General features: G+C 72.8%; 14 protein-coding genes. 2 read left to right on the top strand and 12 right to left on the bottom strand.

What is annotated here, in order from left to right:
• Positions 1–386 precede the first annotated feature (386 nt).
• The 6 genes from CHC05_RS31405 to CHC05_RS31380 form a co-directional block, all read right to left on the bottom strand.
• Positions 387–1,901, bottom strand: a complete 1,515-nt coding sequence (locus CHC05_RS31405) for a glycosyl hydrolase 53 family protein (RefSeq protein ID WP_089254248.1) — start codon at positions 1,899–1,901, stop codon at positions 387–389.
• Between the two features lie 72 nt (positions 1,902–1,973).
• A complete protein-coding gene (locus CHC05_RS31400; RefSeq protein WP_218824742.1) occupies positions 1,974–3,035 on the bottom strand; it encodes a LacI family DNA-binding transcriptional regulator in 1,062 nt (353 codons plus the stop codon).
• A 34-nt stretch (positions 3,036–3,069) separates the two neighbouring features.
• Positions 3,070–4,425: a GH1 family beta-glucosidase gene (locus CHC05_RS31395; RefSeq protein WP_089254247.1), complete on the bottom strand. Its 1,356-nt coding sequence runs from the start codon at positions 4,423–4,425 to the stop codon at positions 3,070–3,072.
• A gap of 4 nt (positions 4,426–4,429) precedes the next feature.
• The gene (locus tag CHC05_RS31390; RefSeq protein WP_218824741.1) at positions 4,430–5,266 is read right to left on the bottom strand and encodes a carbohydrate ABC transporter permease; all 837 of its coding nucleotides are present in this window, start codon (positions 5,264–5,266) and stop codon (positions 4,430–4,432) included.
• Entirely contained in the window at positions 5,263–6,189 is a 927-nt protein-coding gene (locus tag CHC05_RS31385) for a carbohydrate ABC transporter permease (protein WP_245871306.1), read from the bottom strand. Before CHC05_RS31385 ends, CHC05_RS31390 begins: the two co-directional genes overlap by 4 nt.
• Before the next feature lie 3 nt (positions 6,190–6,192).
• Positions 6,193–7,554: an ABC transporter substrate-binding protein gene (locus CHC05_RS31380; protein ID WP_089254246.1), complete on the bottom strand. Its 1,362-nt coding sequence runs from the start codon at positions 7,552–7,554 to the stop codon at positions 6,193–6,195.
• Between the two features lie 248 nt (positions 7,555–7,802).
• On the opposite strand from CHC05_RS31380, the gene CHC05_RS31375 reads away from it, so the two are divergent.
• The gene (locus CHC05_RS31375; RefSeq protein WP_089254245.1) at positions 7,803–8,633 is read left to right on the top strand and encodes a VOC family protein; all 831 of its coding nucleotides are present in this window, start codon (positions 7,803–7,805) and stop codon (positions 8,631–8,633) included.
• Positions 8,630–9,394 (top strand): SDR family NAD(P)-dependent oxidoreductase, encoded by a 765-nt coding sequence (locus tag CHC05_RS31370; RefSeq protein WP_089254244.1) that lies wholly within the window; start codon positions 8,630–8,632, stop codon positions 9,392–9,394. Before CHC05_RS31375 ends, CHC05_RS31370 begins: the two co-directional genes overlap by 4 nt.
• On the opposite strand, the gene CHC05_RS31365 is transcribed toward CHC05_RS31370, so the two are convergent.
• The 6 genes from CHC05_RS31365 to CHC05_RS31340 all read right to left on the bottom strand — a co-directional run bounded on the left by CHC05_RS31365 (position 9,371) and on the right by CHC05_RS31340 (position 21,146).
• Positions 9,371–12,259, bottom strand: coding sequence for a glycoside hydrolase family 2 TIM barrel-domain containing protein (locus CHC05_RS31365; protein ID WP_089254359.1), 2,889 nt, complete (start codon positions 12,257–12,259; stop codon positions 9,371–9,373). The genes CHC05_RS31370 and CHC05_RS31365 overlap by 24 nt on opposite strands.
• 66 nt (positions 12,260–12,325) lie before the next feature.
• Complete coding sequence (locus CHC05_RS31360; protein ID WP_089254243.1) at positions 12,326–12,946, bottom strand: TenA family protein; 621 nt, start codon at positions 12,944–12,946, stop codon at positions 12,326–12,328.
• The gene (locus CHC05_RS31355) at positions 12,943–13,524 is read right to left on the bottom strand and encodes a TenA family protein (protein ID WP_089254242.1); all 582 of its coding nucleotides are present in this window, start codon (positions 13,522–13,524) and stop codon (positions 12,943–12,945) included. Before CHC05_RS31355 ends, CHC05_RS31360 begins: the two co-directional genes overlap by 4 nt.
• A gap of 82 nt (positions 13,525–13,606) precedes the next feature.
• A complete protein-coding gene (gene pgfA, locus CHC05_RS31350; protein ID WP_089254241.1) occupies positions 13,607–14,626 on the bottom strand; it encodes a cell envelope lipid trafficking protein PgfA in 1,020 nt (339 codons plus the stop codon).
• Positions 14,627–14,685: 59 nt separating this feature from the next.
• Positions 14,686–19,542, bottom strand: a complete 4,857-nt coding sequence (locus CHC05_RS31345) for an alpha-(1->3)-arabinofuranosyltransferase domain-containing protein (RefSeq protein ID WP_245871305.1) — start codon at positions 19,540–19,542, stop codon at positions 14,686–14,688.
• Complete coding sequence (locus tag CHC05_RS31340; protein WP_089254240.1) at positions 19,539–21,146, bottom strand: substrate-binding domain-containing protein; 1,608 nt, start codon at positions 21,144–21,146, stop codon at positions 19,539–19,541. The genes CHC05_RS31345 and CHC05_RS31340 overlap by 4 nt, the downstream gene beginning before the upstream one ends.
• Between the last annotated feature and the right edge of the window lie 49 nt (positions 21,147–21,195).

The raw sequence follows: 21,195 nt of genomic DNA, 5'->3' as shown, positions 1-21,195 counted from the left end.
GCGGCGCGGTGGTTCGGCCCGGGGGGCGGTGGGAGCCGCGGTGGTGCGGCAGTGGGGCCGACAGGAGCCGCGGTGGTGCGGCAGTGGGGCCGGCGGGAGCCGCGGTGGTTCGGCCCGGGGCTGGCGGGCGGGGCGTTTGGCCTCTGCCCGCGGGCGGGGCGGTCGGTCGGACGGCGTTCTTCCAGGACGCCTCGGGCTGGCCGGCGGGGCGGGGGCCTCTGCTCGGCGGGCGTGGTGGTCGGGCGGCCTGGAGCCCGGCGGGCGCGGCGCTCGGTTGGTGAGGCCTTGGGCCGGGTGCTCGGTTGGTTTGCGCCGGCGGGTGGGGTGGTCGGTCTGGGGCCGGTGGCGGGCGCTCGGTCGTCCTGGGGCCGGGCGCCCGCGGTCCGTCAGAACTCTGAGAAGACTCGCATGGCTGGCAAGGCCCGGCCGGTGTAGTCGAACAGGGCCTGGTTTTCCCAGCCGTCGCCTGAGGTTGGGTCCGCTGGGTCCCAGCCGGCTCCGTCGACTGCGGTCCAGGTTGGCTCCCAGTAGAAGACGCCCAGGGCGCCCGGGACCGCGGCTACTGTGGTGCACAGGTCGCGTAGCGCTCGGGTTTGGCCGGCGGGTGTGGCGGGCCAGCCGGCTGTGTCCGCCAGGGCCTGCGTGAAGATGTTTGCCTCGTGGTCCTGCTCGGCGGTGGTGAAGCCGTACGCCGTCTCGGTGACCATGATGGGTTTGCCGTAGCGGGTGGTCAGGTCCAGCAGGTTCGCCTGGAGGGCGCCCAGGGTGCCGTGCCAGTAGGTGTAATGGGACACGGCGATCACGTCGAAGGGGACGCCTCGGCTGGTTGCGTTGTCGAACCACCAGCGGTGGCCGCCGTTGTTGCCTCCCTCGGCCAGGTGTAGGACGACCTTGGTTCCTGGCGACGCGGCGTGGACTGCCGTCGCGCCTGCCGTTAGCAGCGCGGCCAGGCCGTCCCAGTTGTCCCAGCGGCCGTCCGGCCACAGTAGACCGCCGTTGATCTCGTTGCCTACCTGGGCCATCGCGGCTGGGGTTCCTTGGGCGCGGAGCGCCGACAGGACCTCGTACGTGTGGTCGTAGAGGGCCTGCTTCAGGTCTTCGAACGGCAGATCAGCCCAGGCCGCCGGCTTGTTCTGCTTGCCCGGGTCGGCCCAGGCGTCCGAGTAGTGGAAGTCCACCAGCAGCTTCATTCCGCGCTCTTTCGCCCAGCGGGCCTTGCGCAGCGTGTCGGCCTTGTCGTTGTAGCCGTCTACCGGGTCGACCCAGACCTTGAGTCGGGCGTAGTTGACGCCGGCAGAGGACAGCAGCCGCAAAGGATCAGCTACGCGGCCGTGTGCGTCGCGATAGACCGCGCCGTGGTCGACGTTCTTGGTCAGGTGGGACACGTCGGCGCCCCGGATCGCCAGCCGGCCGTCGTGGCTGCCGCGCGCGAGCGAGACGTCGTCCATCTGCACCCATCCTTCCGGCCCGCCGGACGAGGCGAGCACGATCGTGCAGGCGTGCCGGGTCACCCGTACGCCCAGCGCTACCTGGACCCAGGGGTCGGAGGCGCCACCGGTACGCGGCACCGCGAGGCGCCGATCGGCCCCGCCGCAGTCCCGCAGCGCGAGGGACGCGAACTCGCCGCTCGAGCGCACCCAGGCCCGCAGCGTGTAGTCGCCGTTCGCGAGGCCCGAAAGCCGTTGCGCGGTCTCGACCCGGCCACCCGCCGCGTGGGCCAACCGCGACTCTCCACTGTGTCCGCCGGCCTCGACGACGGCGGCGGACCGGTCACCACGCGTGGTCCAGCCCGCGGCCCCGGACTCGAAGCCAGGATTCGACAGGGTGGCAGGCTTCGCCGCGGCCGAGCTGGCGGCCACCGTCAGGACAGCCAGGGCGACAGCCACGAAACGTCGAACCATGGGGGCCCTCCGAAAGAAGATTCTGTGAGCGCTCCCAGTATTCAACCGCATCGATAACGACGCTGTCCAGGATCAGGCTGACGCGCGGACCACGAGCTCCGTCGGCAGCAGCCGGGACGACGCCGGCTCGCGGCGGACCAGGCGCAGCAGCACGTCGACCATCTCGCGGGCGACCTGTTCGAGCGGCTGGCGGATCGTGGTCAGCGGCGGGTCGGTCTCGCGGGCGATCCGGGAGTCGTCGAACCCGCCGACCGCGACGTCGTCCGGGACCCGCCGGCCGGAACGGCGCAGCTCGTCGATCGCGCCGGCGGCCAGCAGGTCGGACGCCGCGAAGACGGCGTCGATGTCGGGGCTCGCGGCCAGCAGCTCCCGCATCGCCGCGACACCCGCCGCGTGGCTGTAGTCGGCCGCGTCGACCACCAGGCGTTTGAGCGCCTTGCGGCCCAGCACGTCGCGGTAGCCGGCCAGCCGCTCCGGGCCGCCGACGACCGGCGAGCAGGCGATCATGCCGATCCGGCGGCGGCCCTGGTCGACGAGGTACTGCGTCATCTCGCGGGCGCCCTGGCGGTCCTCGGCGGCGACGTAGGGGATGCCCGGCCCGGCCGGCCGCCCGCAGGCCACGGCGGGCAGCACGCCGCGGGCGAGGTCGCCGATGAACGGGTCGCCGGCGTGGGCGGAGATCAGCAGGACGCCGTCGACGTGGCCGCCGCGCACGTACCGCAGGACCCGGTCGCGCTCGTCGGCGCTGGACTCCAGCATCAGCACGAGACTGAAGTCCTGCTCGCCCAGCGCCTGGGTGCAGCACCGGAGCAGGACGCTGAAGTTCGGGTCCTCGAACAGCCGCTCCTGCGGCTCGGAGAGGACGAACGCGATCGCGTTGGACTGCTTGGTGACCAGGCTCCGGGCGCTCTGGTTGACCGTGTAGCCGGTGGTCCGCATGGCCTGCTCGACGGCCTTGAGCGCGCCCGGGCTGACGTAGTGCGCGCCGTTGAGCACCCGGGACACCGTGCCCCGGGAGACGCCCGCGACCTCGGCCACGTCGTCGATCGTGGGACCGCGGCGCAGCGCCCGCCTTGCCGCACCCCGGGACTTCGGGTGCGGCGAGGGGTCGGTGGTGTCTGTCGCGTCGGCCACAACGAATCCTCAGGCTGCGGTGGATCGGGCGCGGTCAGTTTCCCACGTCAGCGCGCAGCGGGGGCGGCACGGCGTTCGATCGGGCGACCCGGCCGTACCAGGTTGCACTGGATTTGGGCACTCGGGACTGATCGGTGTGGTCGACGTAGACGATGCCGAACCGGGCGCTGAAGCCCTCCGCCCATTCGAAGTTGTCGATCAACGTCCAGACGAAGTAGCCCCGCACGTCGACGCCCGCCTCGATCGCCGACCGCAGGGCCAGCAGGTGCCGGTGCAGGTAGTCGACCCGCAGCGGATCGTGTACCTGGCCGTCGGCGCCGACGGCATCGGGAAAAGCGGCCCCGTTCTCGGTGATGTAGATCGGCGGCAGCCCCGGATAGCGGGCGGACAGCCCGACCAGCAGGTCGCGGAACCCCTCGGGCTGCACGGGCCAGCCGACGGAGGTGACCGGCGTCCCGGAGGGGAGCACGGTCTCGGCCCGCAGGTGCCCGGAAGGCGCGGCCCGCACCAGCATCCGCCGGTAGTAGTTGACGCCCAGGAAATCCAGCGGAGCGCCAATCAGATCAAAGTCGCCAGCAGCGACAACCGAAGGATCCATGACGCCGGCCGGGTACGCGCCGGTCAGGATCGGTTCGAGGAACAGACCGTGGCTGTCGGCGTCGACCCGCCGCGCGGCGGCGACGTCCTCCTCGGCCGGACTGGCCGGGTCGACTGGGCTGAGGTCCAGCGTGATGCCCACCTGGCGCGCCCCGGCGGCACGCAGCCGCTGGACACCCAGGCCGTGCGCGAGCAGCAGGTGGTGCGCCGCCCGGTCGCGCTGGGCCAGGTCGCGGATGCCGGGCGCGTGGATGCCGCTCCCGTACCCGGCGTGGCTCGAGACCTTCGGCTCGTTGAGGGTGATCCAGTGCTCGACCACGTCGCCGAGCGCGTCGTGGACGATCTCCGCGTAGTCGGCGAACCGGTACGCCGTGTCCCGCTCGGGCCAGCCACCCCGGTCCTGCAGGGCCTGCGGCAGGTCCCAGTGGTAGAGCGTCACGTACGGCGTGATGCCGTTTTCCAACAACGTCGAGACCAGCCGCCGGTAGTGGTCGAGCCCCTTCTGGTTGGGCGCGCCCCGGCCGTCGGGCTGGATGCGCGGCCAGGCGACCGAGAACCGGTAGGCGCCGAGCCCCAGCGAGGCCATCAACGCGACGTCTTCCGGGTAACGGTGGTACTGGTCGCAGGCGACCGCACCCGTGTCACCGTTCAGGATGGCGCCCGGCACGTCGCAGAACGTGTCCCAGATGGAGCGTCCCCGGCCGTCGGTGTCGACGGCCCCTTCCACCTGGTACGACGCGGTGGCCGAACCCCAGACGAAGCCGGACGGGAACGGCAGTGCCGCTTCGGTCATGTGCTCAGCCCTTCAGTCCGCCGGAGATCATGTCGATCCGCCAGAACCGTTGCAGGAAAAGGAAAAGCGCGATCAGCGGCAGGACGGAGAGGAAGACCCCCATCACCACCAGGGAGTAGAGAACCGGCTGGCTGGTGCTCACGTTGAGCATGGTGAACAGCCCCACGGTCATCGGGAAGCGGTCGCCGTCGGAGATCATGATGTACGGCAGCAGGAAGTTGTTCCAGATCGCGACGAACTGCAGCAGCAGCAGTGTCACCATGCCCGGCAGCATCGGCGGCAGGCCGACGGACCAGGCGAGCCGGTACTCACCAGCGCCGTCGATCCGGCCCGCCTCCAGCAGCTCGTCGGACACCACGGCGGTGGCGTAGATCCGGGCCAGGTAGATGCCGTACGGGCTGATGATGCTCGGCAGCAGCACCGACCAGTAGGAGTTGACCAGGCCGAGCTCGGAGATCAGCAGGTACTGCGGCACCGCGAGGGTGATCTGCGGGACGAGCACCCCGGCCAGGATGACGTAGAAGAGCACGTTCCGGCCGGGGAACCGGTATTTGGCCAGGGCATAGCCGGCCAGCACCGAGACCGCGACGGACAGCACCGAGCCGACACCGGCGTACAGCAGGCTGTTGAGGGCCCATCGCAGGTAGATGCCGTCCTGGTACCGCAGCAGGTGGGTGAGGTTGTACCAGAAGCCGCCCTCGAAGCTGGGCCAGAACGAGAACGTCGTGAACAGCTCGGTCGGGCCCTTGGTCGAGGCGATCGCGACCCAGAGCACGGGGCCGACACAGTAGAGCGCGCCCAGCACGAGGATGGCGGTGGGCAGCAAACGGCTGCGGCTCACTGGTCGCTCCTGAATGCTCGGCGCTGCAGCACGGTCAGCACAACGATCGACAGTGCGAGCGTGCCCAACGCCAGCACGACGGAGGCGGCGGCCGCGGTGTGGATGTCGCTGTTGACGAACGCGTCGCGGTAGATCGTCATCAGCGGCACCCAGGTCGACGGGATCGAGTCGGACAGCGGTTGGATGACCGCCGGCTCGCTGAACACCTGGAGCGTGGCGATGATCGAGAAGATGCCGGTCATCACCAGCGCCGGCGCGATCAGCGGAATCTTGACCCGCAGCGCGATCTGGATCTCCGAGGCGCCGTCGACCCGGGCCGCGTCGTACATCTCGCCCGGGATGCCGCGCAGCGCGGTGAACAGGACGATCATGTTGAACCCGACGCCGCCCCAGACGCCGATGTTGGCGATGGAGAAGAACACCGTGGACGGTCCGAGGAAGTCCGGCGCCGGCAGGTTCACCGATTCCAGCACCGCGCGGATGGGGCTGACGCTGGGCAGGTACATGAAGCCCCACAGCAGGGACGCGATCACCCCGGGCACCGCGTACGGCAGGAAGATGCCGATGCGGGTCGTCCGGGTGAGCCGGACCCGTGGGGTGTCGAGCAGCAGCGCGAACAGCAGCGCGAGGCCCAGCATGACCGGCACGACGACGGCGCCGTAGCCGAGCATCCGGACCACACCGTCGAGGTACGCCGAGTCGGTCAGCACACCTCGGTAGTTCTCCAGCCCGACGAACTGCTCGACCCGCCGGCCGAGCCCGCCTCCGGTGACCCGCGCGGCACGCAGGCTGAGGTAGACCGTGTAGCCGATCGGGACGAGCAGGAACGTCACCAGGAGTACGACGGCCGGCGCGACCAGCACGAACGGGGCTGACCCGCCGCGCCGCCGTGCCGGCCGCCGGCCGGTGGACAGGGTGGTCACCGGCTAGGCCCCCTTGACCTGGAAGCCCTGCTTCTTCAGGTCGGCCACGGACGCGGCCTGAAGCTGGTCGACCGCGGCGCCGAAGTCGGCCTTGTCGGCGATGGCCTTGGCGAACAGGTCGCTGTAGCTGCTGTAGGTGACGTTGACGTTCGGCGCCCAGGAGAAGCCGCGCGCGGTCTTGGCGATCGCGGCGGCGTCGGCGTAGAACGTCGGCTGGTTGGGCATCATCGCCGGGGGAGCCGAGAGCGCCGGCGACGACTGCCCGCTGATCGCGGCCGGGTAGATCCCGCCCTCCTTGATCATCGCGGAGGTCGCCTCGGGGTCGGTGTTGAGCCACTTGACGAACTTCTCCGCCTGGGCCCGCTGGCTGGACTTGGCCGAGATCGCCGTCGCGGAGCCGCCCCAGTAGCCGGTGGTGGCCGAGGCGCTGTCCCACTGCGGCATCGCGGTCATCGCCCACTTGCCCTTGGTGCCGGGCGCGACGCCCTCGAGCACACCGGCGCCCCAGATGGCGCTGGGCCAGGCGAGCAGCGTGCCGTCGCTCATCTCCTTGTTCCACTCCGGCGTGTACATCGGCTTGCCGGACAGGACGCCCTCGTTGACCAGGCCGCCCCAGAACGCGGCCATCTTCTTGGTCGGCTCGTCGTTGATGGTGACCGACCACGTGCCGTTGTCGTTGGCCCACCAGTTGGCGCCGGCCTGCTCGGCGAGCCCCGCGAACCAGCCCGGGTCGCCGGAGGAGAAGGTGGCCAGGTAGGCCTTGCTGTCCTTGGCCCGCACCTGCCGCGCCACGGCCGCGAACTCGTCCCAGGTCTTCGGAACGGTCAGGCCGTGCTTGTCGAACAGGTCGGCGCGGTAGTAGAGCATCATCGGGCCGACGTCCTGCGGGATCGCGTGGGTCGTGCCGCCGAACGAGGTCAGGCCCCAGGTGCCCTCGGTGAACTCGCCCTTGATGGTGCCGGCGAGCTCCGTGAGGTCGGCGGTCACGCCGTTGGTGATCAGCACGGGCAGGGCCTGGTACTCGGCGTGGATCAGGTCGGGTGCGTTGCCGGCCCGGTGGGCCGTGAGCACCTTGGTGATCAGTTCCTCGCCCTGGGCCTGCCGGCTGACCGTGACCTTCTGGGTGGGGTTCTTGGCGTTCCAGATGTCGACCACTTTTTCGATGTTGGTGGTCCACGTCCAGAAGGTGAGGTTGGCCGGTGCGTCGGGGTCGCCCTTCGGCGGTGCCGATGCCTCTTCGTCGCCGCCGCAGGCGCTGAGCAGGGCCGGCAGGGTCACGGCCGCGCCGATGCCGGCCACGCCGCGAAGGAAGGTGCGGCGCCCGAACTGCTGGGGGCCGCCAGAGTTGGTCTTGTCGCGAAGCATAGGTGCTCTCCTGAGATCCGGTCGGTAGCGCGGACTGTGAGCGTTCACAGCGTCCAAGTCGGCGTGATCCGTTGTCAAGGCTCTGTTGCGGATTTGTTTCGATGCCTGGTGATCGCCGATCATCTGGCGTTGGCAACGGGATCGTGGTTCGGGGGCGCGTGGGAGCGCGGACGGTGGCGGTGCTGTGAGCGGTCACGTAACCTGCCCGCACAGGCAAACCGCTTACGACGTCCCCGGAAGGCGGCGCGGTGACCACCGAAACGATCCCCTCCACCAGACTCCACACCGTGCGGCTCGGTGTCCGCGACCTCGACCGGTCGACCCGGTTCTACCGCGACCTGCTCGGTTTCACCGAGGTACGCGACGGGCTGCTCTCGGCCGGCCCGGCGCTGGTCGAGCTCACCGAGATCGGGCCGGACGGCACGATCGGCGACTGGGTCAACGACGACCTGCAGGGCGGTGTCCGGCACGTCGGGCTCAAGGTCTCCGACGTGGACGACCGGATCCGCCGGCTGGAGGCCGCCGGCGTCACGGTGCTCTCGCCGCCGGCCGACGTGCTCGGCGACGTCCGCATCGCGTTCTTCCTCGACCCCGACGGGGCGCGCCTGGAATACATCCAGGGCGCCCTGAACTACCAGGTGGTCCACTCGCCCGAGCACGCCGACGCCGAGGCCGCCGACCTGCCCGGCCCGCGCGACGCACCACGGTTCGACCACGTCGCGGTCACGGTCGACGACCTGACCGCGACGCTGCGGTTCTACTGCGAGGGGCTCGGCTTCGAGCTGATCGGCCAGATCCGGCACCACGACGACCCGCGCGGGTTCCTGATGACCTACCTGCGCGCCGGAGCGGCCGTGCTCGAGGTGTTCAGCTTCGACGTGCCCACCGGCGGCAACCCGACGCCGGCCGCCGAGGCGCCGCTGGTCGGCTTCCGGTCGGTCAGCGTTGCCGCCGAGGACCTGCGGACGGCGGTGGTGCGGGCCGTCGCGGCCGGCGGCCGGCTGCTCGCCGAGCGCGACTCGTCCGCCACGCTGCTCGACCCGGACGGCGTGCTCGTGACCATCCGGAGCCCGCGATGAGCCGCGTCTTCGTCACCGGCTCCAGCGACGGCATCGGCGCCGGGATCGCCGACCGGCTGGCCGCGCAGGGCCACGAGGTGGTCCGGCACGCCCGCGACGAGCGGCGGGCCGCGGACCGCCGGGCCGCCGGCGTCGCCGACCGGTTCGTGACCGGCGACCTGGCCTCGCTGGCGCAGACCCGCGCGCTGGCCGAGCAGGTGGCCGCGCTGGGCGAGTTCGACGTCGTGGTGCACAACGCCGGCTGGGTCAGCCGGGCCGAGCAGCGTCCGTTGACCGAGGACGGCCTGGAGCAGACCTTCCAGGTCAACGCCCTGTCCGCGTATGTGCTGACCGCGCTGCTGCCGGTGCCGAAGCGCCTGGTCTACGTGAGCTCCGACTCCATCGTCCGCGCCACGATCGACGTGGCCGACCTCCAGCACGAGAAGGCCTGGACGGCTGGCGAGGCGTACGCGGACTCGAAGCTGGCGATGACCGCGATCGCCTTCGCGGTCGCCCGCCGCTACCCGCGGACGCTGTGCAACGCCGTCCATCCTGGCTGGATCAACACGAAGATGAGCGGCGACATCGCACCGCTGGACGTGGCGGCGGGCTCCGACACCGCGGTCTGGCTGGCGACGTCGACCGACCCGGCCGTCCTGGTCAGCGGCGCGTTCTTCCACGAACGCCGGCGCGTGACCCTGAACGACCAGGCCGACGACCCGGCCGTCCAGGACGCGCTCGTGGCGGAGTGCGCGCGGCTATCCGGCGTCACCCTGCCCTAAGACGCGCAGCTCCAGGTCGAGGCGGGTCGGTGCGGCCGGCAGCAGGTACGCCGGCAGCACGCCCGGGCCGCAGGACGCCGAGCCGATGCCCTGGTGCCCGGCGTCGACCGTCAGCCAGGTGTGCCCGTCCGGCCGCAGGTCGGTCGGATGGGCCGCCTGGTCGAGCGCCTCGGCCCGCCACGGGCGCACGGTCAGGCCGAACGGCGCCGGCCCGGACACCCGTACCCCGGCGCCCTGCCCGTCGGTGACTGTGGCCCAGCGGACCGCCGCGCGCCGGCCGTTCTCCTGGGGGAACACGTACGGCGTCTGTAGCTCAGGGACCGTGCGGTAGAACCGGCCGACCCGGTTGGCCAGGCCGGTGTCCGGATAGGACTCACCCGGCCCGCTTCCGAACCACTCCACCCCGGTGAGGGTGTCCGGCAGTCCGAACAGGACACCCAGCATCGGCAGCGGAACCGTCCACGGGCCGACGGGTTCGACGGCGACGCTGAGGCCGAGCCGGTCGTCTCCCCGGGCGGTCCAGGTGTACGTGGCCAGCAGCGCGAGATCCCGGCCGACCGGGGCGACGCGGGTGCGCACCACCAGGGTGTCGTCGGCCACCTCGACCGCGTCGACCCGGCGCCGCAGGTGGTCCAGGCCCAGCGCACGCCAGACCGGCTCCAGCGCCTCGCCGTGCGGCGCCCGGTCGTTGTCGGTCGGCGCCCGCCACACCTGCAGGGTCGGTCCGGCCACGGCCAGCCCGCCCAGGTGGCGCAACCGCCCGTCGCGCGGGTCGAAGCGGCCCGGACCCACCTGGATCCCGTCGGTGGACCGACTGATCGGCCCGGATCGCCGCGCCGCGACCATCTGCGGGGCGGTCGCCACCGGCAGCTGGCTCCACGCCACCTCCTGCCCCGCTTTGGCCCAGGGCTCGTCCGCCGCCAGCACGGCCCGGACGGTCAGGAACGCCTCGCCGCCGGTCTCAGGCAGGACTGGCAGCGCCACCCGCACGCTCGCGCCGGCAGCCACGTCCGGCACGGAGAGGACGCCGCGCGCCACCTCCTGGCCGTCGGCTTCGAGCAGCCAGCGGAACTCCAGGTGCGCCAGGTCGCGCACGCCGTGCAGGTTCGCGATCCGCACCCCGTCGCCGTCCGCGGTGATCCGGACCGGCTCGAACACCTTCTTGAGGTCGAGCAGCCCGGGGGAGGGGGTCCGATCGGGGAACAGCAGGCCGTCCGCGACGAAGTTGCCGTCATGCTCGATCTCGCCGAAGTCGCCGCCGTACGCATAGAACTCCTGCCCGTCGGCGGTGGTGGCGCGCAGGCCGTGGTCGATCCACTCCCAGACGAAGCCGCCCTGCAGGCGCGGGTACTTCTCGTACAGGTCCTGGTACTCGCGCAGGTTGCCCGGGCCGTTGCCCATCGCGTGCGCGTACTCCGCGTGGATGAACGGCATCGCGCGGCGCCGGGCGTCCAGGGCCGCGTCCGCCAGCGGCGGCTCGGCCCCTTGTCCGATCGCCTCGACGTCGGCGACGGGCAGGTACATCCGGCTGTAGACGTCGACGTCACGGCACGTCCAGTCGCGCTCGTAGAGCAGCGGCCGGCTCGGGTCGTGCGCGCGGGTCCAGCGGGCCATCGCGGCCAGGTTGCGCCCGCTGCCGCTCTCGTTGCCCAGCGACCACAGCACGATGCTGGGGTGGTTCTTGTCGCGCTGCACCATGCGCCGCATCCGGTCGACGCAGAGGTCCTCCCAGCGCGCGTCGTCGGCCGGGTTGCCGCGCCAGTCCGCGAGCCAGAAGCCGTGCGTCTCCAGGTCGCACTCGTCGACGACCCACAGGCCGTACTCGTCGCACAGCTCGAGGAACCGTGGGTGCGGCGGGTAGTGGCTGGTCCGGACCGCGTTGACGTTGTGCTGCTTCATGAGCAGCACGTCGGCGAGCATGTCCTCCTCGGTCAGCGCCCGGCCCCGGTCGGGGTGGAACTCGTGGCGGTTGACCCCGTTGAACAGCAACGGCTGTCCGTTGACGGTCAACAGGCCGTCGACCATCGCGACGGTACGGAAGCCGACGCGCAGCCGGACGGTCTCGGCGCCGCTGCTGACGGTGGCGTCGTAGAGCCGGGGGCGCTCGGCCGACCAGGGCTCGACGTGCGCCAGCCGCACATTCTCGCCGGCCGCGACGTCGACGCCGAGCTCCGGGACGCGCACCCGCGCGGGCGTGCTGGCGGTGACGAGCAGCGTCCCGGCGCCGGTGCGGTGGTCGTAGTCGGCCCGCACGGTCACGTCGTCCAGGGCGCCCTCGACCGGCCGGGCGACCAGGTCGACGCCGCGGAAGATCCCGGACAGCCACCACATGTCCTGGTCCTCGAGGTAGCTGCCGGCGCTCCACTGCACGACCCGGACGGCCAGCACGTTCGCGCCAGGCCGCAGCAGGTCGGTCACGTCGAACTCGGTGACCAGGCGGCTGCCGGTGGTCCAGCCGACCTCGGTGCCGTTGAGCCAGATCCGGGCGGCGGAGTCCACCCCGCCCAGCCGCAGCACCGTGCGGCCCGCCCAGCCGGTGGGCAGCTCGAACACGCGCCGGTAGTCGCCCGTCGGGTTCTCGTCGGGGACCCGGGGCGGGTCGAGCGGGAAGGGGTAGCGGGTGTTGGTGTAGGCCGGCGCTCCGTGCCCGTGCAGCTGCCAGTGCGCGGGCACCGGCAGGTCGGTCCAGGCCGCGTCGTCGAACTCGGCGGCCGCGAAGTCGGTCGGCCCGTCGGCCCGGTCGGCGAACCGGAAACGCCACAGTCCGTCCAACGAGAGCGTTTCGGCGTCGCTGTCGCACCAGGCCCGGGCCGGTCGGGCGGCGGGGCAAGGGCTCAGTGCTTCGTACCAGGCGCTGACGGTCATGCCGAGCACCCTACCTGTGAGCGCTCACAGAGAGCCAGACCTATTCGTCGTGTGGTGCGGGTCCGGCTAGCTGGTGTAGGCCGCCTCGAAGAAGCCGACCTCCAGGCGCATCGCGCGGCGGTAGACGGCCGCCGTGCGGGCGTCGCCGGGCACGGCGTAGGTGTCCAGCAGGCGTTCCAGGGTGGCGGCCAGCTCCTCGAAGCCCGGATCGGCGTACGTGCGGATCCAGTCGCCGTAGCGGTCGGCGGGTGTGCCGGCGGCGAGCGACTGGCCCAGGTGGGCGTAGAGGCGCATGCACGGCGTCAGGGCCGCGCAGGTCTGGCCGAGGCTGCCCAGGGCCGCGGTCGCGAGCAGGAAGTCCGTGTACGCCAGCGTGGCCGGCAACGGCTCGACGCTCGCCAGGTCGATGTCGTAGCGGGCCGCGTAGCCCTCGTGCAGGCGAAGCTCGTCGCGCACCCCGGCCAGCAGGTCGGCGAACGCGTCGAAGCCGGCGCGGTCCGGGCTGTGCGCGACGGCCAGGGCGTACGCGCGGGCGAACGACTCCAGGTAGAACGCGTCCTGCGCGACGTAGCCGGCGAACACCGGCTGGGGGAGGGTGCCGTCACCGAGCCGTTGGACGAACGGGTGCGCGAGCGCCGCCTCGGCCAGATCGGCGTTGTCGTGCCAGAGTGTCGCGGCGAGGCTCATGCCATGCCCCAGAAGGCGGTCTCGGCGGCGGCGACCGCGGTGAGCACCTCGTCGGCGGGGCCGAGATCTCGCGACGCCGCCGCGGCCAGCCCGGCCACGTAGTCGGCGAACCCGGGCGCGGTCCAGTGCTCCACGTACTCGCGGAATGCCGGCGCACCGGGCGCGGCGAACGTCCACGCGTCCAGGTACGCCCGCTCGATGGCCCACAACCCGACCAGCGCCTGCGGTACGGGCGCCGCGTCCAGCCGGTCGAGCAGCTCCCGGTAGGCGAGGGTGGCCGGCCCGGGCGCGGCGGTCAGGTCCAGCCCGTGCTGCCCGGCCCGGTCCTCGAACCAGCTCAGCTCGTCGACGAGCGCGACCAGACCCGCCGCCAGCACGGCCTGCGCGTGCCGGGGAGCGCGGGCCAGCAGCCGGGCCTGGAACGCCAGCAGGTCCGCGACGAAGTGGTGGTCCTGGACCAGCCACTCGGCGAACGCCGCCGGGGCGAGCGTGCCGTCGCGCACCCCGGTCAGGAACGGATGCTCGGTCGCATCGGCCCAGGCCGCGGCATGCCGGCGCAAGAGATCGTCTAGCTGCACAACTGGCGACCCTACCCGGCGGCCTGGTGACGCGAACGGCGGCGGAGCCCAAGGGCTCCGCCGCCGTCGGTCGCGATAAGGCTTATTCCTTGACGTGTCGGCCCGCGCCGACCTCTTCCGGCTGCGGGGCCGGCGCCGCGGGGGCGGCGGCGGCCGGGCGGCGGCGGAACAGCAGCAGGCCGGCGACGATCAGGACCAGGCCGATGAGCAGCAGGACCAGCGGGCCCCACAGCTTGACCAGCATGAGCAGCTGGCGGTTGCTCGACGCGGTGTCGGCGCTCTTCTTGATGGTGTCGTCGGTGTAGGTGAAGGTCGCGTCGAGGATCGTCACCGAGACGCCGTTGTTGGCCAGCAGGTTCTTGTGCTGGACCTCCTGGACCTTGATGAACTGACCCGTGGTCGGCTCGACCCACACGGTGCGGGTGTTGTCGTAGACGATCTCGCCCGACGTCGCGCCCGGGGCGAGCGCGCCCACGAGCACCGACATCCGGTCGGCCGGCACCTGCTGGCGCGCCTCGCGGATCTCCTGGGTGAACTGGTACGTCTCCAGGCCGGCGATCTCCTCGGTCTTGACGAACTTGGCGGGCTGCGTGCCCAGCACGTCACGGTCGAAGATCTGGTAGTCCTGCTTCTCGGTGCCGAACGGGAACTTGTAGATCTGGCCCGAGTAGTCGACGTCCTCGCGGTTGCCGCCGGTGTCGAGCCACTGCCCGTCCCACTTCTGGGCGGCGGCGGTCTTGCGGTCGACCGCGAGGGAGGTGCTGTACGCGCTGACTCGTTCGTTGTTGTCGGTGCGCACCACGTCTTGGCCGACCAGCCACACGGCGGCCGAGCCGTCGAGGTCACCGGTCAGCGCGGCGGTCGCCTTCCGGTCAGCCTGGACCCGGATGGTCGAGCGCAGGGTGCCCTTGTTGATCGCCACCGAGCCGTTGGTGATTTGCATGAAGGTGGCGTTGGGCGCCTCGGCCACCGACTGGGTCGGCTCGAGGTCGTAGGGGAGCTGGGCCGCTCGCGGGCCGACCACGAAAGCCAGCCCGGCGGCGAAGACCACGGCTACCACGCCGACGCCGAAGAGCACGGCACTGACCGCGCGGGACGTCATGGGGTGCCTCCACAATGTAGGTATTGACAGGGGGGAACGCGCTGCTGGCGAGCAGGTTACTACTCAGTCACATCCGTCCGCGACCCCCAAGATTTCGGACGTCGCAGTACCAATGTGTAGTTCCAGGTGATCGTTTCGCGGAGCAACGGCACCCGGGCGGACCATTGCGCCCACCAGGGGTGGTACCGGGGCAGGACATCGACGATCTCGACCTGCCCCTGGCGGGCGGCGGCCTTTGCCCAGCGGTGCACCTGGGCCGCGCTGACGGGGAACAGCGTCTCGCCGAAGCGGTTCTTGGGCTGGCGGCCGAACTTCTTCGCGTACCGCGCCCGGGCGCGGCTGCCGCCGAGGTAGTGCCAGGGCGCCGTCTCGTGCCCGCCCCACGGCGAGAGCCACGGCGTGAACGAGACGAACAGGGTGCCGCCGGGGCGGGTCACCCGGACCAGCTCGTCGAGCATCCGCTCCGGGGTCGAGACGTGCTCGACGACGTTGGAGGAGTAGCAGACGTCGACCGACGAGGTCCGCACCGGCAGCGCGGTGCCGCTGCCGCGCACGGACGGCGCCCCGGCACCGCCGTTGCCGGGAGCTGGGAGGTCGCCGGCCTCGGGGTCGAGACCGAGGTACGTGGCCCCGGCCCCGTGGAAGGCCTCGGCGAAGTAGCCGGGCCCGCCGCCCACGTCGAGCACCACCGCGTCGCGCAGGTCCACATAGGAGCCGAGCTGGCGCACCGAGTCCCTGGCGAGCGTCGAGTAGAACCGGTCCGGATCGCTCTGCTCGTGCAGGAACGCCCGGAACAGTCGCACCGCTCGCCCGAGGGTGGCCCGATAGGGCGGCGGTCCCGCGGGCGGTTCCTTGGCCGACGGCACCAGGGTCGCGGCCACCGCGCACACCGCGGCCAGCAACGCGGCCTGCGTCGCCCCGACGTACGCCCAGTCCTGCCCGTGCCCCTGCATCCGGCCCACCACCGCGATGCCGGTGCCGAGCAGCGCGGCGGCGGCCGCCACCACCGGCAGCAGCCGGGGCCACAGTTGCCGGCCGATCATCGCCGCGATCAGCAACGCCACCGCCGGGAAACCGCCGAGCACGACCGCGACCGCGCCGAGCGGCACGACGATCCACCACGTGGGCGGGCGCGCCGCGACGACACCGGACGCGAATGCGCGGCGCCGGACCGGGACGAGCGCCAGCAGGACGACCAGGAGCACCGCCCCGGCGCCGGTGGCCAGACCCGCCCGGTACGACCGGTCCGGGGTGAACTCGAGCGTCACGGTGCCGCCTTGGCCCGCCGGCACCTCGTACGCCTGCTGCCAGCCGTCGACGCGGACCTTGTGCAGGCGTGCCCCGTCGAGGGTCGCGGCAGAACCGTCGCTGAAGTTCTCCGGGATCACCAGCAACGCCGCCGCACCGGGCGCGACCGTCAGCGTGCGCACGGTCGAGTCCCAGCGGGTCACGGTCACCGCCCGGGTCGCGGCGGGCGTGGCGGCGGGTAGGCCGACCGGCGTCAGCGTGGCGGTGTCGAGCAGGAACGCCGTGGACGGCGTGGTGTGCAGCCGGTGCTCGCCGGCCTCCAAGGTCACGGACTCGCTCGCGAACACGTCGCAGATGGTCACCGGCAGCCCGCGCCCGGCCCGGACGTCGGCTAGGCTCCCGGCGACCGAGGTTTTGTAAGCGGTGCCGTCCAGCGTGACGGTCGGGCCGGCGCCGCACGGCGCGTCGACGGCGGGCAGCGCGCCGCGGGCGGTGACGCCGGGGATCTCGACCTCGGCGAACCCGACGGGCGCCGGCCAGCCGTTGCCGCGCGCGTCGCCGGTCACCTCCGCGGACCGGGATACGACGATCGAGAGGCGGTCGGTGGTCACCGCCGGGAACCGCACCCAGCCGTCGGCGCCGATGTCGGCCGGGAGGTCGCGCCCGGCGGCGCGCACGATGACCGCCAGCGGTGTCGACGCGACCGGCGCTTCCGGGACGACCAGCCGGAGCCGGTCCACGCGGCGCTTGCCGGTCCAGGCCAGGTCGACGGACGGGGCCGGGTCGACCGGCTCGGCCAGCCACGCGGTCGCGGGGTCGCCGTCGACGGCGGCGTCGGCGCCGACCAGCGCGTCACCGGCGAGCACCGACGAGGCCGCGGCGGTCACCGGCGCGTCCAGTGGCAGCGTGCCGCCGGGCCGGGGGTGGGCGGTCAGCCGCAGGCCGTAGTCGGCCTTCGTGGGCGTGGTGAAGATCCGGTCCAGGCCGAGCGGCTCCTCGCCGGTGCGGCGCAGGAACTGGTCACAGTGGACGGTGCCGGCCGGCGCGAAGCAGGCGGCCCGGTCCTCCAGGCCACGGGCGAACGCGTAGATCGGCGGCGACCCGGCGGGCGCGTCGGCCGGCACCCGCAACGCGCGTTCGGCCGCCAGCCCAGGGATGCCGAGCTCGCGCAGGGCCACGGCGCCGTTCGGGAAGCCGGGGGCCAGACCCAGCACGGTAACCCGGACCGTCGTGGTCAGGCCGGGCAACGGGTCGAGCCGCTGCGGACCGGGGCGCTGCGACACCTGGCGCTCGATGTCGCCCTGGTCGGTGCTGACCCGCACGTAGCCGACCGGGGTGGCGTCGCGCAGGTCGGTGTCGAAGTCGACGGTGAGCTGGTCGACGCGGCGCGGCGTGTCGAAGGTGACCTCCAGCCACTGGCCGGCGGCCGGTGCGAGCGGGTCGGACCGCCAGGCCGTGCGGGAGTCGCCGTCCAGGGCCGCGAACGGCAGGTGCGACACGTCGGTGGGCGCCAGGGTGTCGGCGAAGGCCGCGCTGCTGGAGGCGGTGACCGACCGGATCCCCTGGTACGCCGCGAGGGTCTCGTGCCCCGCGGCCGGGAACGGGAGCAGGTCGCCGCGCTGGCGTCCCTGCCGGGTCTCCTCGTCCGAGGTCATCGTCTGGCTTAGGTTGTCGCGGACGCGGCCGACGTTGAGCTCGCGCCGGCGCAGGCCGTCGGTGACGACCGGTGTCGCCTCCGCCGGCTCATCCGTGGTGAGGTCGTCGCCGGCGAGCACCGCGGGGGTGCCTTCCGCCAGCACGCCCTGCTCCAGCGCGGTCAGCAGCGACTCCGGGCCGCCGCTGACCACCCGCACGTCGCCCGAGGAGACCGCTGACGCGACCGGCACGTCGCGCTCGACCTCGAAGATCTCGATCGACGGCACCGCGGTCCCGGCGTCGGCGGGGCTGCCCGCGGGGTCCGCCGCGACGGTGGGCCCGAACTGGGCCGCCGGACGCAGCCCGGGTGAGTTGGCGACGGCCTGGCGGATGGCCGCGATCGGCGGCGCGGCGGTCGCCGTGCGGTCGATGTCGTGGCGCACCAGCAGGAAGCGATAGCCGGAGCGGGCGAGGAAGTCGGCGAGGGCGGGGGAGCCACGGCCCTGTTCGAGCACCGCTTCGACGGTGTCCATGACCCGGGTGTTGCCCTCGGAGCCCAGCGGGATCTGGTTGCGGGTCGCCCAGGGCGCGCCGGCCAGCGGCTGGATGACCTCGTCGACGGTGCGGCCCCAGGCGTTCTGCGCGAAACCGACGCCGGGCACGACCAGCGTGCGGGCGCGGGAGTCCTGCGCGGCGAGCCAGCCGCTGGCCTGGCGCCAGTAGTCGGGCACGTCGGACCAGCCGGGGCCGGGCCGCAGCGCACCGGACCAGGCCGGGGCGGCCGCCACGATCAGCACGGCGGCGACGACCGGCGCGACGGGCAGCCGGAACCGGCGCACCGCGAACGCGCGGCTGGCCGCGTGGGCGAGGCCGAGCACGATCGGCAGGCGCAGCACCGGCTCGAACTTGTGCACGTTGCGCAACGGTGCCAGCGGACCGTCGAGCAGGTCGCGGACCGGGCCGGCGAACGGGCTGTCGAAGGTGCCGAGGTAGCCGACCGCCAGCAACGTCAGCCCGGTCAGCATGCCGAAGACCAGGAACCGCCGCTCGGGCAGCCCGCGCAGCCCGAGGCCGACGAGGCCCACGATCGCGACGAGGGCGGTCGCCACCATCAGCACCGGGCTGTCGATCAGCACCCAGCCGGCCGGCCACCAGGGCTCGCCCTGGATGACGTACCCGACCCACTGGTTCGTGCCGCGCATGGCCTGGAACAGCGACGTGACCGCGGTGGTGGTCGCCGACGACTCGATGAAGTCGAGGAACGGGAGGCTGTACTGGCCGAGCAGCAGAAGCGGCAGCGCCCACCAGAGGCTGACCGCGGCCACGCACAGCGTCCACCAGGCCGCGAGGGCGGTGTGCCGGCGGTCCCAGCGCCTGGTCAGGAACCAGATGCCGGGCAGCACCAGCGCCATCAGCACGGCGGCGGCGTTGATGCCGCCCATGCACAGCACGGCGAGGGCGGACAGCGCCGCCGCGCGGCGCGGGGAGCGCACCGTGACCAGCGGCAGCAGGACCCACGGCAGCATGACCACCGGCAGCATCTCGGCCGAGAGCGGTCCGACCTCGGTGAGCATCCGGGGTGCCAGCGCGTACGCGAGGGCGGCGAGCAGGCGCGCCGGCTCCGAGCCGATGCGGATGGCCCGGGCCAGCAGCAGCACGCCGAGGTAGGCCACGACGAGCAGCAGCGCCGACCACAGCCGCTGGGTGATCCAGGTCGGCACGCCGAGCAGGTCGCCGCCGGCGAAGAACGGCCCCATCGGGAACAGGTAGCCGTACGCCTGGTTCTGCAGCTCGCCCGAGGTCGCCTCCGAGTTCCACAGGTGCAGCGCCCGGCCCATGAAGCCGATCGGGTCGACGGCGAGGTCGAGCTTGGTGTCGAAAGTGGACTGTCCGGGGCGTTGCAGGAACGCGACGACCGCCAGCAGCACGGCGCCGGCGGCGGTGCCGATCCAACGCCGGCTCCGGCGCGCCGGCCTCTCAGCCGGCGAGGCGGTGGTTTCGGCCGTGACCGGCTCCTGCGTGATGGCGGTCAACGTCGGCACTCCGGCGGCAGGCAGCTGAACTCCGCGAGCGCGGAGAAGAAGATCTGGCGGATCCCGGACGGTTCGGGCGTCAGCGCCACCCGCCCGCCGGTGGCTTTGGCGATCGTGTTGAGCTCCCCGGCGTCGATGTCGGGGCCGACACCGATGAACAGGACCGGCAGCGGGCGGCGCGGGTCCTGCAGCTTCGCCAGCTCGGCCAGCAGCTTCGCCTGGCCGATCCCGCTGGCGTTGTCGTCGGTCCCGTCGGTCAGCACCAGTACGAGGTTGATCCGGCCGGGGGTCCAGTTGCGGGTGCCGTCCTGGTAGGCGGCGAGGAGCGTGTCGTACAGGCCGGTGCCGCCGTTGCGCTTGGCCCGGATCTGGCCGAGCTCGCGCACGATCTCCGCGCGCCGAGGGCCGACCGGACCGACCGGCACGTTCTCGACGTAGTCGCGGGCGCCGTCGACGTCGGTGGAGAACGTCCAGATGCCGATCTCGGTCGTGCCCAGCAGCAGGCCCACGCCGCCCTGCGCGGCCTTGATCGTGGCCGACATGCGGGTCTCGCCGCCGTCGCCGACCGCGGCCTCCATCGAGCCGGAGGTGTCGAGCACGGCGAGCAGCCGGGCGGACAGGTGCACGCCGCCCCAGGCGTTGAGCAGGTCCGTCGTCTCGGCCTCCGGCGGCACCGGCACGGGCGGGTAGGCCTTGGTGCGGATCCGGCGCGCGCCGCCGGTCGCTGGGGCGCCGGCCGGTGAGCGCAGCCCGTCGCGGGCCAGGGCCGCGACCCCGTCCGCGGCCAGCAGCAGCCGCAGGAACGCGGCGGCGCCGTCGCGGGCCTGGCCCCCGGCGAGCACCGCGTACGGGTAGTCGAGGCCGGGCAACGGCTTCGGCGGGTAGACGGCGACCTGGGCGCCGGCCCGCAGCACCTGCTGCTCGGTGCTCACGACGGCGGACTCGGCGCCGCCGGGTCCGCCGGGCGTCGGTGCGGCCTCGCCGGAGACGGCGACGGTGCGGGGGGCGAGCCGGCGCATGATGGCGGCCGCCGCTCCGGCGCCGTCTCCGGCGAGGGTCTTGATGCCGGCCACGGCCGCGAAGCCGAGCGGGCTGGTGGCCGGGTCGGGCAGCACCACGGGCAGCGGCGGGTCGTCGGCGGCGACCAGGGTCTTCCAGCCCGGCGTGCGGCGGGGCCAGCCGAGGCGGGTGGCGGACCGCTCGTCGAGGGCGAGCACGACCGGGGTGGTCGCGACGGAGACGCCGGTCGTGGGCACCTGGAAGGCGCCGGCCGCGCGGGCCCGGCGCAGCCACAGCGTCGACTCCGGCAGCCAGACGTCGGGCCGCACGCCGGCGGTGAGCAGGCGCAGCACGTCGGCGGACTCGCGGGCCTCGACGGTCACGTCCAGGCAGCGCTCGCGGGTGGCGACCTGGCCGCCGACCTCGCGGGCGGCAGGCGCCACGCTGGGCGCGACCATGACCCGCAGCGCGATGCGCCGCTCGCAGGTGGGGTCGTCGCCGGTGCGGTCGACGTAGCTGAGCGCGGCCCAGCCGGCGAGCACCACGACGAGGGCGGCGCTCAGCAGCACGACCGGCCAGAACTCCGGTCGGCGGTTGTCCGCCACGCTCCCTACCTACCTTTCACAGATCATCGACGCCAAGCGTTGCCAACCA

It is taken from the genome of Asanoa hainanensis (assembly GCF_900188485.1).
Taxonomy (GTDB): Bacteria; Actinomycetota; Actinomycetes; order Mycobacteriales; family Micromonosporaceae; genus Asanoa; species Asanoa hainanensis.
Note: the sequence above shows the minus strand (reverse complement) of the source record. Positions and strands in the feature narration are given on the sequence as shown.